This window comes from Paenibacillus radicis (ex Xue et al. 2023), assembly GCF_024722015.1.
GTDB lineage: Bacteria > Bacillota > Bacilli > Paenibacillales > NBRC-103111 > Paenibacillus_S.
Genome location: NZ_JANQBD010000028.1, coordinates 47442 through 68673 on the forward strand (window position 1 = coordinate 47442; position 21232 = coordinate 68673).

16 protein-coding genes are annotated in these 21232 nt (G+C 43.4%); 11 read left to right on the forward strand and 5 right to left on the reverse strand.

Features of this window, described 5'->3' with window-relative positions; genetic code table 11:
• Positions 1 to 40 precede the first annotated feature (40 nt).
• Entirely contained in the window at positions 41 to 643 is a 603-nt protein-coding gene (locus NV381_RS30165) for an urea carboxylase-associated family protein (protein ID WP_258217028.1), read from the reverse strand.
• Positions 644 to 804: 161 nt separating this feature from the next.
• Here NV381_RS30165 and NV381_RS30170 point away from each other — a divergent pair, with 161 nt between their 5' ends.
• Positions 805 to 1407: a spore coat protein gene (locus tag NV381_RS30170; RefSeq protein ID WP_258217029.1), complete on the forward strand. Its 603-nt coding sequence runs from the start codon at positions 805 to 807 to the stop codon at positions 1405 to 1407.
• Positions 1408 to 1498: 91 nt separating this feature from the next.
• Positions 1499 to 2812, forward strand: coding sequence for an amino acid permease (locus NV381_RS30175; protein ID WP_258217030.1), 1314 nt, complete (start codon positions 1499 to 1501; stop codon positions 2810 to 2812).
• Here NV381_RS30175 and NV381_RS30180 read toward each other — a convergent pair.
• Positions 2809 to 3570, reverse strand: coding sequence for a YqcI/YcgG family protein (locus NV381_RS30180; protein WP_258217031.1), 762 nt, complete (start codon positions 3568 to 3570; stop codon positions 2809 to 2811). The two genes, NV381_RS30175 and NV381_RS30180, sit on opposite strands and share 4 nt — an antisense overlap.
• 968 nt (positions 3571 to 4538) lie before the next feature.
• Between NV381_RS30180 and NV381_RS30185 the strand changes: the two genes are divergently transcribed.
• Entirely contained in the window at positions 4539 to 8297 is a 3759-nt protein-coding gene (locus tag NV381_RS30185) for a cadherin-like beta sandwich domain-containing protein (protein WP_258217032.1), read from the forward strand.
• Positions 8298 to 9342: 1045 nt separating this feature from the next.
• On the opposite strand, the gene NV381_RS30190 is transcribed toward NV381_RS30185, so the two are convergent.
• A complete protein-coding gene (locus tag NV381_RS30190) occupies positions 9343 to 9969 on the reverse strand; it encodes a LysE family translocator (protein ID WP_258217083.1) in 627 nt (208 codons plus the stop codon).
• Positions 9970 to 10121: 152 nt separating this feature from the next.
• Between NV381_RS30190 and NV381_RS30195 the strand changes: the two genes are divergently transcribed.
• The 4 genes from NV381_RS30195 to NV381_RS30210 all read left to right on the forward strand — a co-directional run bounded on the left by NV381_RS30195 (position 10122) and on the right by NV381_RS30210 (position 14029).
• Entirely contained in the window at positions 10122 to 10538 is a 417-nt protein-coding gene (locus NV381_RS30195; protein WP_258217033.1) for a DUF2188 domain-containing protein, read from the forward strand.
• Positions 10539 to 10787: 249 nt separating this feature from the next.
• On the forward strand, positions 10788 to 11540 hold the full coding sequence (locus NV381_RS30200) for a metallophosphoesterase family protein (protein ID WP_258217034.1): 753 nt from the start codon (positions 10788 to 10790) through the stop codon (positions 11538 to 11540).
• Between the two features lie 30 nt (positions 11541 to 11570).
• Complete coding sequence (locus NV381_RS30205) at positions 11571 to 12566, forward strand: serine hydrolase domain-containing protein (protein ID WP_258217035.1); 996 nt, start codon at positions 11571 to 11573, stop codon at positions 12564 to 12566.
• Between the two features lie 11 nt (positions 12567 to 12577).
• A complete protein-coding gene (locus tag NV381_RS30210; RefSeq protein WP_258217036.1) occupies positions 12578 to 14029 on the forward strand; it encodes a serine hydrolase domain-containing protein in 1452 nt (483 codons plus the stop codon).
• An 18-nt stretch (positions 14030 to 14047) separates the two neighbouring features.
• Here NV381_RS30210 and NV381_RS30215 read toward each other — a convergent pair whose 3' ends face one another.
• Both NV381_RS30215 and NV381_RS30220 read right to left on the reverse strand, forming a co-directional pair.
• Positions 14048 to 14791, reverse strand: a complete 744-nt coding sequence (locus NV381_RS30215) for an SDR family oxidoreductase (protein ID WP_258217037.1) — start codon at positions 14789 to 14791, stop codon at positions 14048 to 14050.
• 710 nt (positions 14792 to 15501) lie between these two features.
• Positions 15502 to 16725, reverse strand: coding sequence for an alpha/beta hydrolase family protein (locus tag NV381_RS30220; RefSeq protein ID WP_258217038.1), 1224 nt, complete (start codon positions 16723 to 16725; stop codon positions 15502 to 15504).
• 128 nt (positions 16726 to 16853) lie between these two features.
• On the opposite strand from NV381_RS30220, the gene NV381_RS30225 reads away from it, so the two are divergent.
• The 4 genes from NV381_RS30225 to secA all read left to right on the forward strand — a co-directional run bounded on the left by NV381_RS30225 (position 16854) and on the right by secA (position 21222).
• Entirely contained in the window at positions 16854 to 17405 is a 552-nt protein-coding gene (locus tag NV381_RS30225) for a PadR family transcriptional regulator (RefSeq protein WP_258217039.1), read from the forward strand.
• Between the two features lie 80 nt (positions 17406 to 17485).
• Entirely contained in the window at positions 17486 to 17848 is a 363-nt protein-coding gene (locus tag NV381_RS30230; RefSeq protein ID WP_258217040.1) for a winged helix-turn-helix transcriptional regulator, read from the forward strand.
• Between the two features lie 218 nt (positions 17849 to 18066).
• Positions 18067 to 18411 (forward strand): hypothetical protein, encoded by a 345-nt coding sequence (locus NV381_RS30235; protein WP_258217041.1) that lies wholly within the window; start codon positions 18067 to 18069, stop codon positions 18409 to 18411.
• A gap of 456 nt (positions 18412 to 18867) precedes the next feature.
• Positions 18868 to 21222, forward strand: a complete 2355-nt coding sequence (gene secA, locus NV381_RS30240) for a preprotein translocase subunit SecA (protein ID WP_258217042.1) — start codon at positions 18868 to 18870, stop codon at positions 21220 to 21222.
• Positions 21223 to 21232: the final 10 nt, after the last annotated feature.

Genomic DNA, 21232 nt, shown 5'->3' on the forward strand with positions numbered 1-21232 from the left:
CGTAGTTGGAAATTAAACTTTTTGGTGCAACCTTGGAAAACTACGTAATTTCCACTCTAATGGGCGTACATTGATAGCCGTTGCAGACGCTCTCCTCACATGGACATGCGGAAATAGCTATAATGACATCCATTTCGGCTCTTAATGTAATATAGTCACCAGCAGCGGACAGGGGGGCTTCGATTTGAATATCTCCACGACCGTCAATCACTGTATTCATGAAAATATTAAACGGATAATGCTGATCCGGCTGCGGGATACCGAACTCGGAAAGAGCGGTATTCAAATTATGATAACAGCTCTGGTGATTAGGCTTATTATATAAAAACTCATACATTTCAGGGCGGCAAGCGGAATTAATGAAATCATGTTTACCAACGGTGTCCTCCAGCAGAGTGAGCATCGGTGTATACAAATTAGAATATAAAAGGTCGCCTGGCTTGATACTCATAGTACGCAGCGCATCCATGGTCACACTAGGGTCCAATCGTTCCTTGGAATCACTTTCCCGATATGCGACGAAATCAGCCACCTGCTGACCGTTTACGTCAATCACTTTCAGGGTTTGGCCCTTTGCCAGCTGAAAGCTGCGCCCTTCCTTGGAAGGAATAAGCCATTCGTGAACTGTTTGCTGTTGAGTCATGATACTTGATACCCCTCCTATAGCTGATCATCCTAACAGTTTATTTTGGCTAACCTTAGGTGAACTTATCCAGATGGCTTACCTGCCTCGGTGAATAATTTAGCCGAAAACAATGAATTATATGGGAGTAGTAAAACATTAGAGGGGAATGATTAAACAGCATGCAAACTTCCTATTCAAATCAAGTTTCTACAGGCCAAATGCCTTCCATGATGAATCATGGCGGTCATGAAATGTTTGATTCTCATGAAATTTTATCAAGCTTCATTAGTTTGTTGGATCAATACGTCATGTTCGAGCAATTCATACAAGACGAGGAGTTGAAGCAGATTCTTTATCGGCAGCATCGGTTTATTACCGATTTGTACAACATTACAGTTGACGCTTTCTCCACAGGCAGAGACCCGTCGCATCCTACACATTCGTATAAGATGAACCAAAATAATCAAGTGATCTACGGAATGCAGCAAACAGCACCCAAGAAACCGATGATGTCTATTCAAGAAATCAATGGACAGGGGATTTCCGCTTACATGCTGGGGCTTATTAAATCAACAGCTTCCCTGCTTGCGATGACGTCATTAGAAATTACGAATCCTGTGCTTCGGAGAATGATGGCGGATAGTGTGCCTAATTTTATTGAAATGGGCTACGAGCTGTTTTTGTATCAAAATAAAAGACATTATTATCAGGTTCCTCAGCTGGCTCAACAGGATATGCAGCAGATGCGGAACAGCTATGCTCCTTCGCCATATCTCGTATAACTCTGAACTTCTTATACCCGGGGAACCTTACAAGAAAGCTTGTAAGGTTCTTCAAGTATTTGGAGCCATTTGGATACGAGGAGGGAGAAGCATGAAAACACATCAAGGACATCTCCAATGGTGGCATTTATCGTTGCTTGGTGTAGCGTGTACCATTGGGACCGGTTTTTTCTTAGGTTCAAGTATTGCCATACATAAAAGCGGCTTTGGCGTGATGGTCTTGTTTGTACTTGCGGCATTAGGCAGTTATTTTGTTTTTGAAGCTCTGGCTGCAATGACGGCTGCTCAGCCGGAGAAGGGTTCATTTCGTACCTATGCCAAACAAGCCTATGGTCAGTGGGCCGGATTCAGCAGCGGCTGGCTCTACTGGACTTCCGAAATGCTAATATCAGGCAGCTCACTAACAGCTCTCTCCATTTTCTCGCAATTTTGGTTTCCGCAGGTTTCTCTCTGGATATTTACCTCCATCTATGCCGCGCTTGGCCTTACGGTCATCATTCTGGGAACCAAGGGCTTGGAGAAAACGGAGGATATCCTGTCCATTATCAAAGTGGCCGCCATTGTCATGTTTATTTTAGTTGCTCTGGCTATTTGGCTGGGTTGGTTCGATTGGGGACTATCGAGAACGGAGTCTTCGATAAGTTTTTCCAAGTTTTTATCTCCTGATTGGAGAGGAATGTGGACGGGCCTTATCTATGTATTTTTTGCTTTTGGAGGAATTGAAGTGATGGGGCTGATGGCAGCTGATTTAAGTAAGCTTAAGGAAGTGACGAAGTCCGGCAAGCTGATGCTTGCTCTAGTAGCCTTTCTTTATATTGCATCTATAGGATTGCTGCTCGTTCTTGTCCCCTTGGACCAGCTGAAGCAAGAGGAAAGTCCGTTTGTCTTAGGCTTGAGAAGCTTAGGCTTACCTGCCCTTGAGCATGTGTTCAATGCCGTTCTTATTATAGCCGGGTTTTCTACAATGGTTGCGTCTCAATATGCGGTAACGTTAATGCTGGTTACACTTGCAGAGGACGGGGATGCCCCCAATTGCTTTTCCATCAAAATAGGGGAGCGCCGAACCCCCTATCCTGCGCTGGGTTTAACTTTAATGGGAATAGTTATATCCATCCTATTAGTTGCATGGTTACCTAAACATATATTCGAGCATATCGCAACTGCGGCCGGATTAGTGCTCTTGTATACCTGGTCCATCATATTGCTCTCAGCCCCCAAAGTGGTGAAGCTATCCATTGGAGCTAAAATAAAGGGATTTATTGCTCTCGGATTAATCGGTGCGGCTGTCTCGGGAACATGGCTGGAAGCGTCGAGCAGACCTGGATTTGGAGTGAGTTTGCTCCTGGTTGTCATTATAGCTGCGGTGACCTGGTTTATGAGAGCAAGATGGAGGAGCACGCTTTAGAAGTGTAATTTTTTAATAGCTTGCTTCATTCTTGTGAAGGGACACTTGGAGGGAATGTGATTATCATCATGCAGGAAATATTGCTGCCATTCCAGATTATCCTCCTGACCATACCCTTTTAAGGAAGGATGCGCGGGTATTCCATCGTAGTTGGCCAAACGGCTTCTGATAGCATCTTTTAATTTGTGACTGATTGATTTGGATTTATTAAGCTCCTCGAACACCCATCGCGGCTGAAAAGCGAGCATAAAATAAGGGAAATGCCTGCTCTTGCGAATGGTATGGGCGGGTGTCGCACAAAAGGCAAAATAAGCATTCCCATCAAAGCAGAATTCCCAAGAATGGTGGGAGGGATCGGTCGAAACCTCCTTCGGCCATTCTTTTTCATCGTATTGGCTTAACTGACTGAGCAGCGACCAGAATAATTCCTCGTAATTTTGAACCGAATAATTAGTGGATAAAGTAGTGGGTGTGTTGAAAAATACGACCAGTGAAGCATACTTGCCAGTCGCTCTAGAGCATTGTCCGTATTGCTTCAATAAGGAAGCGAGAGCTTGAGGAGAGGTGTGCGACCTGGGATCTCCGACAAAGCCGAATCGCAGATGATCGGAAATAAAGCCTTGTCTCCCGGGGATACAGGGGTATTCATTATGAGTATCGGTAATCATCGCCTGGAATTGCTGAAATGCATCCTGCTGCCAATTCGCGAGCTCAAATAATCGCTCATCCAACCAGCTTTTTGTGTACAGCTCAGACATGTGATAGATCCTCCTTCATCAGTTCGTGATACTGTATGAAGAGGAGGAGTACTAGGTGAATGTCCTTGTTTATATATTATTCTGAATATGAGCGTGTGTTGAGTTTGGGAAATTACATTAATTTTGAATATTTATAAGGGCTCAACCTCAAAATCAGTGCTTGTCCCTTCTCCGACCATCACTCCGCATACAATCCTGCGAATATGCAGTTATTTTCCTACCGAAACTGCTGTAGAGAGAACAAAACTGCAAAAGTACATCAATTTTCATGTGATTCGGTCCGGTATTAGCTAAGAATGGAAAAAAAGATGTACATTTGCATGAATTCAAGGATACTACGATTAACCGGCTAAAAGAATGTATAATTGCAGGTTTTTGGGTAGGCAACGGCTTCGAATCGAATGATATCTTGTGCTTGCTGCCATTGTCGTTCTTAGAGGGTCATATCTGATTGTATAGGTCTTTGGATGCGGTTTTTATATGTCTGGATGAGGTTGGATCGACCGCCATGCAATGCCGAAACGCGCATCCGGGATTTGCAATATTGGTAATTATTTACAACTAGATTGTCCTTATATGTTAAATATTTATAAAATCTGTCGAATATACAGTTTTTTTGTTGAACAAAAAGTCGAAAATAGAGTAAATTTATGCTTAAGATGTATATTTGTTAGTCTTTGTTTAGTCTTTGTTTAGTGCAAAGTCTTTATAATGGCTGTAAGACCGCTCCTGCTGCTTGAATGACTGAAGGATATTAGTGCCTTTTTGAAGCACAGAAATCATAGGTCTTAAGTGCCATGTTATCTTGGCTGCAAAATTTCATTCCGTGGCAATCCAAAGGAGGATTCGTAATTTGCCGAATAATGCAAGTAGAGGAAAGGAAAGAGCTTCAGATGGTACATGGAAGCCCTTGTTTTGGTGTGCTTTGATAAACACCGAGAGCTAATACATATTTATTGGAGGTAAACATGTTTAGAAATGAGAGAGTTAAACTTGCAGCAATTGTCCTTATATTATGTATGATATCAACCTTATTTGGTGATTTTAAGGTCGCTTCTGCGGCCACTACCAATATATTAAAGAAAGCCTACATTACAAGCTATAGTACCGGCAAGGTTGATGTGGTAGATCTGGAAAACGGTACGGTGGAGTTGGGCAAAATTACGGTGGGGGTTCAACCCAATAGTGCAGCGTTCAACCCGAATGGCACTCAGGTTTTTGTAACCAATCGGTCCAGTGGCACTGTATCGGTTATAGATCCGGCTACCGATACGGTGATCCGTACAATAACAGTGGGTGCACAGCCTCACGGGGTAGCTTTTAACTCGGATGGCAGCAAAGCTTATGTAGCTAACAGGAATGGCAATACTCTCTCAGTAATCAATACTGCAACGCTTGCTGTTACTGGTACAATAACTGTATTAGCAAATCCTATAGCAATGGTAACAGTAGGCCAGAAGCTGTTTCTGACACAGCAAACCGCCAACCAAGTAGCAGTCATTGATCTTACAAACGATACCGTTTCTAGTCAGATTACGGTAGGTGTTGGACCGTATGGCCTTTCGGTCAATCCCAATGGTACCAAGATTTACGTAGCCAATCAGTCAGGAAATTCAGTTTCAGTAATCAAAGTCGCAGACAACACTGTGGAAGCAACTATAACAGTCGGCACATTACCTACTGCTACTGAGGTCTCTCCCGACGGGAGCCGGGTTTATGTGGCGAATAGCGGTTCTAGCACGGCTTCTGTTATTAATACTACTAATAATACAGTGGTAAGTACCATCTCCGTAGGCACTAACCCCTACGTCATTGGTATATCTGCAGATGGCACACGAGCCTTTACGGTCAATTATACTAGTAACAATATGAGCGTAATCAGAACTTCCGATAACACGGTAATTCAGACAATAGCTTTAAGCCCTGGTCCCTTTATGGTGGGCACCTTCATGGTTTCTACGGCTGTGGCCACTAACCCGGCTCAACAGCAAGTGGTTGCTCCAACAGCGAGCCCAGCCTCCGGTATGGTGGCAGCAGGCACGACAGTAGTCTTATCCACGCCGACCCCGGATGCGGAGATTTACTACACGATTGACGGAACCACGCCGACCGTCGGCAGTACGTTGTATAGTACGCCAATCAGCGTGACGAGTACGACAACGATTAAGGCAATTGCTGTGAAATCAGGAATGACCGATAGCTCGATAATGAGCGCAAGCTACACGGTTAATGTAAATACCCCTCCAACAGTAAGCAGCATTGTATATCAAAGCGTTAAAGTAAACGGAGTCCTTGGCCCCCTGGCGTTCACCGTATCCGATGCGGAAACGAGTGCAGGAAGCTTGACGGTTACAGCAGCTACGTACAACTCAACACTCATACCCCTGGGAAATATTAGTTTGGGTGGCAGCGGCGGGAATCGTACGGTAACTCTTACACCGGCCCAAGGCCAAACGGGAACAACGTCTATTTGGTTGACTGTAACCGATGCTAACGGTTTATCGGCAAGTACAGGATTTCAGGTTACGGTAGTGGCATCAAGCAACGCAGACTTAAAAGCAATGGCAATAAGTGCAGGAAGCTTAAGTCCAGCGTTTGTATCCAATACAACCGTGTATGCAGCAACTGTGCCCAACAGTACGCGCAGCTTGACAGTTACTGGAGCCGTGTACGACCCGGCGGCAACTATTCGTGTCAATGGTGTTGTGACGGCAAGTGGAGCGGCTTCGTCGGAGCTTCCACTGAATATTGGAGCTAACGTGGTAACAGTTGGAGTTACTGCACAGGATGGCACGACATTAAAAACATACACAATCAACGTAAATCGGTTACCTTCTAGTAACGCAGACTTAAAAGCAATGACAATAAGTGCAGGAAGCTTAAATCCAGCGTTTGTATCCAATACAACCACGTATACGGCAACTGTGCCCAACAGTACGCGCAGCTTGACAGTTACTGGAGCCGTGTACGACCCGGCGGCAACTATTCGTGTCAATGGTGTTGTGACGGCAGGTGGAGCGGCTTCGTCAGAGCTCCCACTGAATATTGGAGCAAACGTGGTGACCGTTGAAGTTACTGCACAGGATGGTACGACATTAAAAACATACACAATCAACATGAATCGGTTACCTTCTAACAATGCAGACTTAAAAGCATTGACAATAAGTGCAGGAAGCTTAGATCCAGCGTTCGTATCCAATACAACTGCGTATACAGCAACTGTGCCCAACAGTACGCACAGCTTGACAGTCACTGGAGCCGTGTACGACCCGGCGGCAACTATTCGTGTCAATGGTGTTGTGACGGCAGGTGGAGCGGCTTCGTCGGAGCTTCCACTGAATATTGGAGCAAACGTGGTGACCGTTGAAGTTACTGCACAGGATGGCACGACATTAAAAACATACACGATCAACGTAAATCGGTTACCTCAGCATTCGACAACATCCAGTGGCGGGAGTTCGGTATCTCAGTCGAACGGTGTGCAAATTGTTGTAGATGGTGTCGTACAAGATCAATCAGCTACAGCAAAGAATGACAAAATAGGGGATCAAAGTGTAACAATCATTTCCGTGGACAATGACAAAGTGATCGCTCAACTGGAGAAAGAAGCGAATAAGCTGCTGTCGATTCCGGTTACAGGTAACGCAGATGTAGTTATCGGTGAATTGAACGGCAAGCTGGTGAAAGCAATGGAAGGCAAACAGGCTGTGATTGAGGTCAAAACAGATCGTGCAACCTACACACTTCCGGCCTCGCAAATTAATGTCAGCAGTATTTCCGCTCAGTTGGGCAGTAATGTAAAGCTGGAAGATATCAAGATCAGTATTAAAATAGGTTCGTCTCTGCCGACGATAGCTGCAACTATAGAAAAATCAGCTGCCGGTGGAAATATGACACTAGTGGGTAAGCCTATTGAATTTGAGGTTACAGCGACATGGGAGGGTAAATCGGTAACGGTTAACCAATTTCAGAGCTATGTTGAACGTCAGATTACTCTACCGGCTGGAACCGGTGCTTCCCAGGCAACAACAGCTGTTGTACTGAATACAGATGGAACTCTAACCCATGTGCCAACCAAGCTGGTGACGATCGATGGCAAAACGATTGCGGTCATTAACAGCTTAACCAACAGCAGCTACGCAGTTGTATTTAGTCCTAAAAAATTTGCAGATGTAGAAACTAGCTGGAGTCAACAAGACGTGAATGATATGGCGTCCAGACAAATTGTTCAGGGTGTAACCGATCAATCTTTCCAACCGGACAAAGCGATCACTCGTGCAGAGTTTGTAGCTATTATGGTTAGAGCTCTTGGATTGAAGCCGGGTGTAGGGGACAATGCTCCAAAGGATATTCAAGCATCCGATTGGTTTGCTGGTGTCGTACAAACGGGCGTGTCTTACAAATTAATCAGCGGTTATGAGGATGGGACCTTCCGTCCTAACCTGACGATTACGAGAAAAGAGGCGGCGGCTATCGTTGCACGTGCATTGACTCTTGTCAAGCTGAACAATGGATTGTCTGAAGAAGAAGTAACTAAGCAATTGGAATTTTTTACAGATGGCTCCAAGATTCCAGCCTGGGCTAAAAAAGATCTTGCAGTTGCTGTGAAGAATAATATTTTGCAAGGTGATAACGGACAAATTTCCGCAGACGACAATGTTACACGTGCTCAAACGGCAGCAATGCTAAGAAGATTGCTGCAGCAAGCAAATTTGATTAATAAGTAGGTTTATCCATACGTTAAGAAGAAAAAGGACCATTGCCAACTGACTGGCAATGGTCCTTTTTGACAGATAAGAATTTATATGTTTGGGGTGAGCGAAGCTTACCCCTTATTTAACACGCTGGATTGTTCTATACAGCTAAAGTGGGGATATCCTTTCTAAGTGATAAGGAAGTATAAGTTTGAACCGGAGCTTGCCGATAGCCCTGAAGGATTTTGTACGGAGCTAAGAGTTCCGTTATTCCATCAGTCAACTCTAATCTAAGGAGATAGCGGAAGTGGGAATTCCGTTAAGCTGGCCGAATTGAGCATGTATGCATAAAAACAGAGTGATAACGGAACTGGCGGTTCCGTTATCACTCTGTTTTTTGGGCTTTCCAGCTGATAAAGGAACTATTACTTCCGAAATGACCTTCACTTTCGTGGATTCAGTACTGGCGGGTTGTTTAGGGTAAGTGCAGATGTCTCTTCTTAAATGGAGATGGGGCTGGATGTACATGTACATCCATGGCTATGAGTAGCGGCTCGAAGACCGGGTTAGGGAAGTGAGGAAGCAGCGCAAAGCGGGGAGTAGAACAGAAGAGGGCATGGGTGTGGGATTGAGGAGTGTGAGCGTCCGCCCTGGTCTCCGGTGAATGCTCGGGTACGTAACCTACCTTCGAAGCTCGTGTTCTTCCCACCGCAAGCATTTCATTCAAGGAACACGACTTCAACAGCGACTGTAATCCCACACCATCTCTCCAAAGTGGACAAACGAAAATTGTTCACCGAGGACGCCACAAGGCGCTTTTCTTAAAATATCAGAACTTATATGTTTTCAGTGGAGCTGAACAATTCTGATATTGCAAGAAAAGCTACCGCTAAGACACGAATGTCTCTTCATCGAAAGGGCTTCGAATAGAAGCTTTTCTTATACTGCACGGTTACGGGGGCCTAAAAATAAAGCAGAATGAGGTGTGCTGATCGGTAAAGTCGGGGGCTAAAAGTATGCGTTCATAACCAGCGGAATGTCATTCCGTTATTTGTGACATGCCGCTGGAAAATCTTTTTTACAAAAATAATGCCTTAAAGGCTTGATAACCAAAATAAAACCCAAAACCGATCAGCGATACTCCGGCTAATGCTGAGATAAGCTTTATGATTTGACCGCTTCCATATTTATACAGCGTGCTCGCGATAGCTGCCATAATAATATCCCACAGGAAAATCCCCATAAATATACCCAAGCTATAGATGAATACATAACGCATGCCGTAGGACTCGACGGTTTGTGCCAGGATAGATCCGTAAATACCGAGCCAAAATAAAATATTAAGCGGATTGGACAGTGCCAGCAGAAAACCGGAGATAAAGGATTTGCCGGTAGATTCTTCTTTAGTGGTTCGGGTGGCGTGTCCTTTGTTGATTTGCAGCAAGCTTTCGATTCCCGTATATACAAGAACAAAGAAACCAAAGGCCCAAAGGAATGTTTTCATGAAAGGTGTATGGAGAAAATGAGCGAGACCCAAATAAATGAACAGCATGTAGATAACATCTGCTGCCATAGCGCCTAACCCTACGAGCCATGCGTGAAGAAAGCCGTGTTTGATCCCTTTGTCCAGCTGTGCTGCGTTAACCGGCCCGATTGGAGCAGACAGCGATAAGCCTAAAATGATATAGGATATAAAAGTATTCATCATCTTCGCCCTCCGGTGAGTACTTGTACAAGGTATTGTATTCGGATGGAATGATGATTAGAATGATTGACCGCCGCGATAAGGATTGTTTCGATTCAGGATCAAATGGCTAAGTATTAGCGTAAGACAATCCCGAGAGGAGGGTTTTATTCATGCCTTGGAAAAAGAACGATTACCCTGTTTCCATGAAAAACCTGGAGTCGCGCGTGAGAAGCAAAGCGATCGAAATTGCTAATGCTCTGTTGGACGAGGGCTATCAGGAAGGAAGAGCTATTGCGATTGCAATGGCTAAAGCAAAGGAATGGAATGACGACCATCCGCTGCATAGCTATAGTGGACACGATAACTCCGGTCCTATGCGGTATAAGGGGAGTCCCTTCAATTACCATGTCGTCCCTCATGGGGATGGATGGGCCGTGAAGGAGGAGGGCTCTGATTATGCACGGTTAAGTACAGATACGAAGGCGGAAGCCGTAGACAAAGCCCGGGAATGGGCATCTGACGCTAACAAATGTGCAATTATTCATCGTAAAGACGGTACGGTAGAGACCTCACATAATTATTCATAGTTGATTAGTGGTCGATTATAACCATGGGTAAATAGATAAAGGCTGGGCTCCATATGGAATCCGGCTTTTATTTATTTACACGGTACCAAATAAAAGTAGGCTGTTTTTGACCGCTGAAGGTATTTACTTGGCGAGCTGTCGATTTATACAAGTAAAAGAGAAACACTTGTTTTACGAACACACATTCGTTATATTTAGATTGGTAAATTAATGTACTTATACTACTAAAAGCAAAGGGTGTATTAAACCATGCGGCTTGCTGTAATCTCAGATACACATGGCAATGCAATAGCTTTTGAAGCAGTAGTTAGTGATTTACGTCAACAAAGCCCCGATGCGATAGTGTTTTTGGGAGACTTGGTCATGCGCGGTCCTCAACCTGTGGAATGTTTGGATTTATTGCACTCACTGGATCCGCTTGTTTCCGTTAGAGGAAACCATGATAATTATTTTTCCCGGTACCGTGACGGTTCTGATTGGCTGCCCAAGAATGATAAAGATGCCATGAACCTGAGACAATTTATGTATAATAAAAAGCTTCTTTCAGCTGACGAACAACATTGGATAGGCCACTTACCGACAGAGTATGTTTTTAATATCGAGGATTTTCAAGCTGAATTGTACCATGCTTCGCCTCATTCACTCGGAACTATTATTTGGCCATGGGCGACAGAGGATGAGCTCGACTCCTTACACAAAGAGGATTCGACCCAGATGGTGCTATTTGGTCATATTCATCATGCTTTTACTCGAAATGCAAAGGGCAGGTTAATTGTAAATTGTGGCAGTATTGGTCTTCCCTTCGATGGAGATAACCGTGCAAGCTATTCTATTATTGACATTCACGGGAAGAACATATCGACGCAGATTCGTAGAGTTAGTTATGATATTGAGAAAGTAATTCGAATAGCCAAAGACCGGTCTATGCCGGATACAGAGCTTTTTGAACAGGCGGTTAGAAAGGCCGTATTTACTTATTCCTTCAACAAATCGGCCGTATAGCCAAATTTACTTGGAACAGGAGAACACAAGGTGCGCTTGGAAAGCCAATTGAACGATTCTTTTAATGAGCTTAATCAATATGTTTTAGGGACAAAGAACCTGATCTCAGCTTCCGCTGCCTCGACTTTCGTTATTCAGAATGATTGTATCGTTAACGAGTGGTATGCTGGTCATCATGATAATACAGGAATCGGTCGACGGGTAGACGCGGAATCCCAGTTCAATATCGGATCGATCCGTAAAACTTACTTGGGTCTCGCTGTTAGTCTTGCCCTCCACGAAGGTAAAATAAGAGGTCTCGATGATTATGTTACGGACTATTTGGATGACCTGGACGAAAATGTATTGGGTTCAACGACTATAAGACATTTGCTGACCCACACGCATGGCCTGCTGGGCCCGAATAAAAGAATTTTTCCGCCGGGAACGGATTGGAAATATAATAACGCAGGGGTAAATTTGCTTATTCGAATGATTCAAGTTGTATTTGATCAACCGCTTGCTGATGTAATGGAGGAAAGATTTTTCGTACCTTATGGATTTACAGAAACAGGCTGGAGAAAAGAGAACAATGAGAAGCTGGTGTGGCTTAACGATGCCTATATAGGAGATCAAGGCGATGAAGCCAATCTATTTGTAAGCACACGTGAATTAGCTTATTGGGGATATTTGCATTTAACGAGAGGCCAGTCTACGGGGGAATCAATTATTCCTGGCTCCATATGGGAGCAATCGGTTTCAATCCTTACTCCCCCAGGCCTTGACGAGAGTTTACCCCGGAATGGATTCTTCTGGTGGGTACAGGATCAACCACGACCTGCTTCGGAGTTAGGAAGCCAGCTGCCCAAGGGCTCTTATCAATCGCTTGGTTTATATGGTAATACAGTGCTGGTCATACCTGAGTATAATGCTGTGGCGGTAAGAATGTTAAATCAAACTGAGCCTAATCCTTTGGAGTTTGATTATATTAAAGACATCCAAAGTTTTGGAGATTTAGTATGTAAGTGCATCTCGTCTCTTAAATAGGAGGACTTAAATTGAGAGCAGAAATAAGGCGTGATTTGCCAGAAAACCATGGGCTTTCATCCAAGCATTTATTGCGTTTTTTTACTCGGGTTGAAGAATTGAATCTGCAGCTGAATAGCTTTATATTGTTGCAGGATGGACAGTCTACGGCCCAGTTTTGGCGCAAGCCTTATCGCAAGGATGCTCAGCAATTATTGTTTTCACTTAGCAAAAGCTTTACCTCGATAGCTGCAGGTATTGCCTGTGACCATGGATATTTGGACCTGCAGGATAAAGTAATCTCTTTTTTCCCGGACAAGCTACCAGCTCAACTATCCGTAAATTTAACGCAAATGACCGTCCACCATCTATTATCCATGAATACGGGCCATCACGAAAATATTTATAGTTATGTGGTAAATGAGCAGGACTGGGTAAAAGCATTCTTATCGTTGGAAGTGCAGCACAAGCCTGGCAGTTACTACCGTTACAGTACTCCTGCTACTTATATGTTATCGGCCATTATTGAAAAGGTAACGGGTGAAAGCTTGGTTGATTTTTTGATGCCACGGTTGTTTGAGCCTTTGGGGATACCAAGGCCCTCGTGGGAAACCTGTCCAATGGGAATAACTGCAGGGGGGATGGGATTAAGCCTAACTACCGAAAGCATAGCCAAATTTGGTCAAATGCTTTTGGATAAGGGCATGTACGAGGGTCAGAGAATTGTTTCGGAATCGTATATAGATTTAGCTACCCGGGAGCAAAGTGACAATCGTAGAGGTGAAACCAGGATGGATACCTCTCAAGGCTATGGATATCAATTTATTCTATGTCGCCGAGGCTGCTTCAGGGGCGATGGTGCTTTTGGACAATTATGTTTTGTTGCACCGAATGAGCGTATAGTTATTGCCGCCACATCCAGCTTTGCAAGCATGAAGCCGCTCCAAACGCTTTTAGATTTAATATTTGAACATATTATGGACCCGTTAGATCCGGATAGTCGTCCATCACTTGATGATAATGATGAGCTGCAACAGCATCTTGCTAATATGTCCTACCCTGTTCCGCTGCTTAAGCCAATTTCAGACGTTGTACCGAACAGGAGTCATCAATGCTACATCATGGACAAAAATTCCCGCCATCTCCAAGAGCTGAATCTGTTCAAAACGGAAGAGAAATTGGAGGTTCAGCTTATTTATGAAGATAGGAATAATAAAGTCTTATCGTTTGATTTTACAAAGCCCGTAACTATAGAAGATATCTTTACTAAAGACTTGTCTCTTCACCAGCAAGAGGCTGTTGCTTACGCTGAATGGCCGGATAACAATACGCTGAAGCTTACTTTATTCTATATTGAGACTCCATACGTGGTTACCTACACAATTAAATTCAATAACCCCAATATAGAGCTTCAATTTCGTATAAATGTATCTCATAACATAGAAGATTACACAATCAATGGCAAGTTGAAGAGCTATGATTGACTCTTTGAACTCTTAATCTTATACAAATCCTCCGTTAACTTTAATAGTTTGACCTGTAATCCAGCGGGCTTCATCACTTGCCAAGAAGAGGACGGTACCCGAGATATCATCCATTTCACCCAAGCGGCCGAATGAATTCATTCGGATAATGCCTTCAATTTGCGCTTCGGTCTTGCCGTTTGTAAATAATTCGGTATGGATGGGTCCAGGAGCAATCGCATTGATCGTGATTCCCTTGGGTCCGAACTCTTTGGCAAGCTGACGGGTAAACTGTTCAACAGCACCTTTAGTACCAGCGTATACACTGTAAGCAGGAAACATGGCCCCGGTGACGGAGGTAGAGAAGTTAATGATTCGTCCGTTTTCTCTCATATGTTTGGCTGCTTGCTGGCAAGCAAAATAGGTGCCTTTCACATTTGTAGCAAATAATCGATCATAATCTTCTTCTGTTACATCCTGGATCGGCTTAGTCACCATCAACCCCGCATTGTTTACGAGAATATCGACTTGTCCGAAGGCTTCGATAGTTTTTTGAAACAGCAGTGCCACTTCCGCAACACGGCTAATATCGGCTTGAATGGCTATGGCTTCTCCTCCATTTTTTTGGATGCCTTCGACGACTGAATTGGCTTTATCTGCACGATTGGCATAATTCACTACAACTTTTGCTCCGTTTATGGCGAATTGCTCAGCAATTTCCTGCCCAATCCCTCTGGAAGCCCCAGTAACTATAACTACTTTTCCATCCCATTTATTTGACATGGTTACACACGCTCCTTTGCTTATAATGTAAAGCTTCAACTTGCAGCACGCAAGAAGGCACTTTATTATCTGATAGTTACTCTTAAGTTAGAAATGGATAAGATGCGGCTTTCGATCTTTCCAAGTGCTTTGTAAATTTCATTGATTTACACGCTTTGGAATATTTCTTACAATTGTAATATGTTGCTGTAGAAGGGGGAAATGACATGCCAGAAAGCCGGATTGGATGGAAATGATGCGTATGACATTTGGCTTTGAGGCTGATGTGCTATTTATTCGCGAATACGTATTCTAGAGGAGACTAAAATTTTCAGACGGCTACTGATGGACGAGTAATAGAGGGAAATTCTCATGTTAATCCAGCCTGGATATCGTTTGAAAACAATCTAACTGGAAAAACTAACTCTAATATAGGTGATATGGATAGTATCAGCTTAAATACGTAGAATTAGCATGAGAAATTCCAGTTATAAGGCTAGGAATGCTATTTTCGGAGCAATTTAGCCTGACAATTTCCTGATATTTGTCTGAGGTTCGTTAGGCTGCTGACATGGTATCGTCGAAAGCTCATTCAAAATGTGACACAAGAGAAGAACAGGGTTCATAAATTAAAGTTGAAATTGAGGATTCTTTTGCAACCCTATATTCAGGATAAAGTGGTGGATGGGCGTCCCAAAATGACTTTCGGGACTGCCCCTTCTTTTTCGCATTTACACAACTGCAGTCTCATTAAAAGGATTCTCTTCTTTTACATGCAGCGTTTGATCCAGCCAATCGAAAAGGCGATGATTGAGCAGCAGCAGCGCTCCGAAATGACAATGCTCCTCAGCCCCCTCTTCCGCGGTGAACTTCATAAAGGTTTTCGGACAAGTGAGCGCATCATAGAGCTGCTGGGGTTGACCGGCGAAGAAATGGTCATCCTCTGCTTCGCATACAAGTGTGGGGCACTTGATTTTATCGGCTACGCCTTCTAATGTGAAGGGCTCCGTTTTTTCCATGAGTTCGTTAATGGAGTCAGCTTTGAAAGTAAACATTCCGTTCTCGATAGCCCAACGAACATTGGTGCTTTTGTCCATTAATAGGGATATGAATTCCTTCATATAGCTCGGATCATTCAAATCTCCAGTAAATCCTTGGTGAAGCTTGCGGCCCATCTCACCGAATTGATTGGAGAACAGTCCATCGTTAGCGATACAAGCGGCCAGACGATGCTCAAAGGCTGCGGCGCGTGGCGCCAAATAGCCCCCAAGACTAATACCTACGAGGGCGATCCGCTGCGGATCAACCTCAGGCCGGGTCAGCAAGTAATCAACTACGGGCGTGACAACCTTCTCCCAATCGTTGCGGAACGGGATTTGCTGCTCCCGGATGACCGCGCCTTGCCCGGGACCTTCGAAGGTAATGCAGTTGTATCCACGCTGCAATGCCGCCGCTGCTACTTCTAAATACAACTCCTCCCCAGTAGAATCAAAGCCCCCGTGAACCAGTAATGTAGGCCGTTGCAAATCATCCACACGATAGAAATAGGCTGGCAAATATCCCCCTTCATAAACAATTTCTACTTGCTCCACTAAAGTATCCATCAATCGAATAGCTTGGCGGAATGTAGTACGGCTTTTTCCCCATGTCTCCAATATCCGTGGATCGCTTGGAACGCCATGCAGGAAAAATTCCGCTGTACGGTAATAATTGGAGGCCCGCATATAGAACTCTCGGGCACTGATCCGATTGCCTTGCTCCATGCTATCCTGAGCCAGCGCGTGGATTCGTTCTGCTGTTTTGTACCATTCGGTATACCAGCTTTCAAAGCTGCCCTCCTCGATCCGATATGCGGTCGATAAACATTCGCCAATATCAGCCCCTCCATAGGGTGTATAGCTGAGGGTACGCAGTAGTTCAAAAGAAAAAGTTTGATCCTTAAACACAAGATTCATCGTAATCGCTCCTTATTTTTGGTTGTAGTTGACCACTTAATAGGTTAATATTAACTTATAACATTGAAGAATATATGTCAATAATAACTTATGTTAAAATTAACTTATTTTTTAGGGGTGGATTACAAGTGAGTTCGATTCAATTTGTATTGCTTAGTTTATTGGCGCGTGAGCCATTAAGTGGCTATGATATGAAGCAGCAGATGAAGGGAAGAGTCAATTTCTTCCATAAAATTAACAATAACCAGCTCTATCCCGTACTTTCCAAGCTAGAAGCAGAAGGGTTAGTACAGCTGCAAGCGTATGAACGAGAATCATATAGGCCTGCTAAGAAAGTATATAAAATTACGGACACGGGAATTGAATGCTTGAAGAAATGGGTTATGGAGCCAGGTGAGCCGGGCGATTGGGAGGAATTTCTGCTTAAGCAATACAGCTCGTGGCTGGTGGAGCCGGGAATTTTGATTCCGATTCTAGAGGAGAAAAAGCGGGAGCATGAGCAGCGCATGGAGCAATATAAGGGCAAAGTTGCTTCAATCCGTGAGCAGAATGAGCGATTAACCAGTGATCATCCGTTGTTTTCATCTGTGGCCGTTATTGAGATGGGAATTAGATTCGAGAGCTGCAGTATAGAATGGTGCGACTCAATGATCGGTTGGCTTAATAAAAATGAGATATAAAGGATTTTTTTAATCGGGTAAATAGGATAGAATGCAAATTTGCCAGTATAACGATTTTTTGAAATAGGGGAGGGAAATCAATGGATTTAGATTTTTTGAGGTCTCAGTCAGGGTACAACGAAGAGGATATCGACTGCTATATTCATGTTTGGACAACGATTCAAGCGATAGGCGGCAAATGGAAAATGCTTATACTTTGGCATGTTAACGAAGGCGGAAGACGATATAATGAGCTCCGTCGCTTAATTCCCGGCATTTCGCAGAAGGTGCTCACTCAGCATCTTAAGGAGCTGGAACAGGATGGATTAATTAGCCGCAAAGTATTTCCGGAAATGCCACCGCGGGTTGAATACGAAATGAGTGAGTACGGAAAGACTCTGGAGCCTATTTTTGAAATTATGTACGATTGGGGAGTTAACCATAGATCCCGGAAAGCGGACTGACCCCTTTGGTTGAAAAGTTTTACTGATAAATGACCTCTAAAATTAACATTTTTTAGGGGTTTTTGGGCTTTGTTTTTCCATAATGTGGTATTATTGGAATATCAGTCTGGGGAGAAAAACCATGAATAGAGGGATAAAATGACAATGAATGATGAGTTTAACCTTAGCTGGCTGATTGCCAAATTTAGTGAAATTCAAAAAAGAGAGGAAAAGAAAACATGACCATATTTGGTACAATAACCGCCATAGTAGCAGCCATTATAATCTCGCTTTTCCTTGGCCCGTATGGAATATTGGCGCTTATAGCAGTAATATTTGGATTAGTTTTAAGCACACATATAAGAAACAAAGAAATTCACTCCGACTTACAGAGGATAAAGGAGAAGCTGGGTATAGCAGATAAAGATGATCTTAACATGAGTAATGATGAGATTGAAAAGGAATTGGAAACCGAGCAATTAAATGAGAAAGATCATGCTGAGTTAATTGAGCGGAATAAACAGATTGAGAAGGAATTAGAAGAATATATGGAGATTGATGACAAGGACGACAAGAGAAAATAAATATAAATCAGCAAGCAGAGTTGATGGAATCATGTTTCAGACGATTATTTAAATACTCACCCCCACCCCTCGCTTCCCCTCCCAACTCCTCTCTTTTTTCCAATTTTGCAATGTCCTAATTTAGTATTATAACCAATTAATCCCTATCCTCCTTGGTCTTGAAGCAGATTGCAGGCTTTGCAGCTGGAAAAAGGGGGAGATATGTTAATAGGAATAACCTCCTGGTAACTCCTACTTCTTACACCCCTAACCCCCCGTTTGGGGGATTTATTTTTGTCGAAAATTAGGATACTGTTGCATAAGGCCCAATATCTTGTTGAAATATTGATTATTTATATAGGGATGAAGGTCTAAGTAACTACTAGTATTTGGGAAATATCTTATTTTATAGTCTTAAATACCCAGTTTTTTGTTAAATGAAAGGTACGGGTAAGGAATGGAGGTAGTAAAGCTAATATGATCGGATTATTACGTGATTACTATCGCAAGACCTCTGTGGATCGCAATCTATCCAAATATAAGCCTCTTATAGCCAGAATAAATCTATTACATAGAGCTTTTGAAAATAATTCGAATGATGAGCTTTTATTGCATACCCAAGTCATGCAGCAAAATATTGCGAACGGCATGTCCCTCTCAGATCAATTACCAGAGGCTTACGCCCTAGTGAAGGAAGCGTTCTTCCGAGTATTTGGATATAGGATTCATGATGTTCAATTAATGGGAGCGATTGTTCTACACGAAGGAAATATTGCAGAAATGAAAACAGGAGAAGGTAAAACGGCCGTTGCTGTTTTCCCCGCTTATTTAAACGCTTTGTCAGGTGAAGGGGTACATGTGGTTACCGTCAATCCCTATTTGGCCGAGCGAGACAGCACGGAGATGGGGAAGGTTTTTCGGTTTCTGGGTCTTACTGTGGGTTGTATCGAAAGCAATATGTCGATTTCCCAAAAGCAAGCTCAATATCAATGTGATGTCACCTACGCAACTCATTATGAGCTCGGTTTTGACTATTTGCGCGATCATATGGTTTATGACATGGCTAATCGTGTCCAGCGCAAGCTGAACTATGTCATCATCGATGAAGTGGACAGCATCTTGATTGATGAGGCTCGTACACCTTTGTTAATCTCTGACGAGCCTGGAAAAGGTACTGAGTATTTTTATTACATAGATAATATTGTTAAGGACTTGACCAGCGAGGATTATGAGATTTTTGAACAAACCAAACAGATCATGCTCACTGAGAAGGGGGTTGATAGATGCGAAATGGCATTGGGCCTCACCAATATGATGCACATAGACAATGCTGATCTTTACAATAAAATTTTGCAGTCGCTGCGAGCCCATTTTATTTTGAAGAAAGATGTGGACTATGTCCTTGTAAAGAATGAACAGGCGAAGACTGAGGCGGTTATTGTCGATCAAAATACAGGAAGACTGTTGTTTGGACGCCGTTTCGTTGAAGGCCTGCATCAAGCTATCGAAGCCAAGGAACGTATTATAGTGATGGGACAGCCAGCAACATTATCGACTATTACCTTGCAAAACTATTTTCGAATGTATGACAAGCTTAGCGGTATGACCGGTACTGCGACCGAGGTTAAAGATGAATTCATGAAAACATATGGTACTGATGTTATAGCTATCCCTACAAATAAGCCTATTAATCGTATTGATCATCCGGACCAGCTATTCATTACCGAAGAAGAAAAGTTTAATAGAGTCGTACAGGAAATCATTGGTGTAAACGCTAGAGGGCAGCCCGTATTGGTAGGTACCGCTTCGATTGAGAAATCAGAACGGCTGAGCGCTATGCTGCTGGAGCAAAATATACCTCATAAAGTATTGAATGCGAAAAATTATGAGGAGGAAGCGGATGTAATTCGTCTAGCTGGACAGCATGGGGCTGTGACTATCTCAACGAACATGGCGGGGCGAGGTGTGGATATCCGGCTTGGCGAGGGAGTAGAGGAGCTGGGAGGTCTTATGGTCATAGGGACGATAAGACATGATTCTCTGAGAATCGACAATCAATTGCGGGGCAGAAGCGGCAGACAAGGAGATTGTGGGAGCTCACAATTCTTTATTTGCTTTGAGGATGATTTGTTAATGAACTATTATCCCGACCATCTGATGGACGAACTTCTTAGCCTCAATACAAGTGATTATTCACTCATAAACAATCCTCGATATGCTCGCGGTATTCGGGATGCGCAAGCACATGTTGAGGGCGAGATGCAGACGGTTAGGCAGCGTGTAATGGTTTACGATCAGGTTCTCGATCTGCAGCGCAGAATTATTTACTCTATGAGAAACGAGATGCTGGAAGCGGCTGATTTGACTTTCAAGGTTCAGAACATGATCCAGAAAACCATTCAACAAAAGGTTGCTGAGTTCTGTAACGGGACACTTCCTGAGGATTGGGATATGATCGGATTAACGATGAGCTTGGGCACAGTATTCCCATATAAGAGGCCCCTTAGGTTGGAGCGATTGCAAGAATTGGAGCTGGATGAACTGAGCGGTATGTTCACAGAACAGCTTATGGAATATTACCAGGATAAAGAAGAAGCATGTGCAGGAGATGGATTGGAACTGAAGCGGCAAGCCTTCATTTATTCTATTGACAGGAATTGGATCCATTATTTGGAGTCTGTTGAGGAAGTCAAGAATGGGATTGAATTAAGGAATTATGCCCAGCTGGATCCGTTTGCCGAGTTTGAGAGAGAGACCTTTCAAATGTTTGACAAGCTTATCCATTCTATTGAGCAAGACGCACTGCGAATCATTTGGAATAGTATGGATTAACCTTTTTTAG

What these genes read in the sequence shown, in the direction of transcription:
- NV381_RS30165 (WP_258217028.1), bottom strand. Translation starts at nt 643, where the DNA reads ATGACTCAACAGCAAACAGTTCACGAATGGCTTATTCCTTCCAAGGAA.
- NV381_RS30170 (WP_258217029.1), top strand. Translation starts at nt 805, where the DNA reads ATGCAAACTTCCTATTCAAATCAAGTTTCTACAGGCCAAATGCCTTCC.
- NV381_RS30175 (WP_258217030.1), top strand. Translation starts at nt 1,499, where the DNA reads ATGAAAACACATCAAGGACATCTCCAATGGTGGCATTTATCGTTGCTT.
- NV381_RS30180 (WP_258217031.1), bottom strand. Translation starts at nt 3,570, where the DNA reads ATGTCTGAGCTGTACACAAAAAGCTGGTTGGATGAGCGATTATTTGAG.
- NV381_RS30185 (WP_258217032.1), top strand. Translation starts at nt 4,539, where the DNA reads ATGTTTAGAAATGAGAGAGTTAAACTTGCAGCAATTGTCCTTATATTA.
- NV381_RS30190 (WP_258217083.1), bottom strand. Translation starts at nt 9,969, where the DNA reads ATGAATACTTTTATATCCTATATCATTTTAGGCTTATCGCTGTCTGCT.
- NV381_RS30195 (WP_258217033.1), top strand. Translation starts at nt 10,122, where the DNA reads ATGCCTTGGAAAAAGAACGATTACCCTGTTTCCATGAAAAACCTGGAG.
- NV381_RS30200 (WP_258217034.1), top strand. Translation starts at nt 10,788, where the DNA reads ATGCGGCTTGCTGTAATCTCAGATACACATGGCAATGCAATAGCTTTT.
- NV381_RS30215 (WP_258217037.1), bottom strand. Translation starts at nt 14,791, where the DNA reads ATGTCAAATAAATGGGATGGAAAAGTAGTTATAGTTACTGGGGCTTCC.
- NV381_RS30220 (WP_258217038.1), bottom strand. Translation starts at nt 16,725, where the DNA reads ATGAATCTTGTGTTTAAGGATCAAACTTTTTCTTTTGAACTACTGCGT.
- NV381_RS30230 (WP_258217040.1), top strand. Translation starts at nt 17,486, where the DNA reads ATGGATTTAGATTTTTTGAGGTCTCAGTCAGGGTACAACGAAGAGGAT.
- NV381_RS30235 (WP_258217041.1), top strand. Translation starts at nt 18,067, where the DNA reads ATGACCATATTTGGTACAATAACCGCCATAGTAGCAGCCATTATAATC.
- secA (WP_258217042.1), top strand. Translation starts at nt 18,868, where the DNA reads ATGATCGGATTATTACGTGATTACTATCGCAAGACCTCTGTGGATCGC.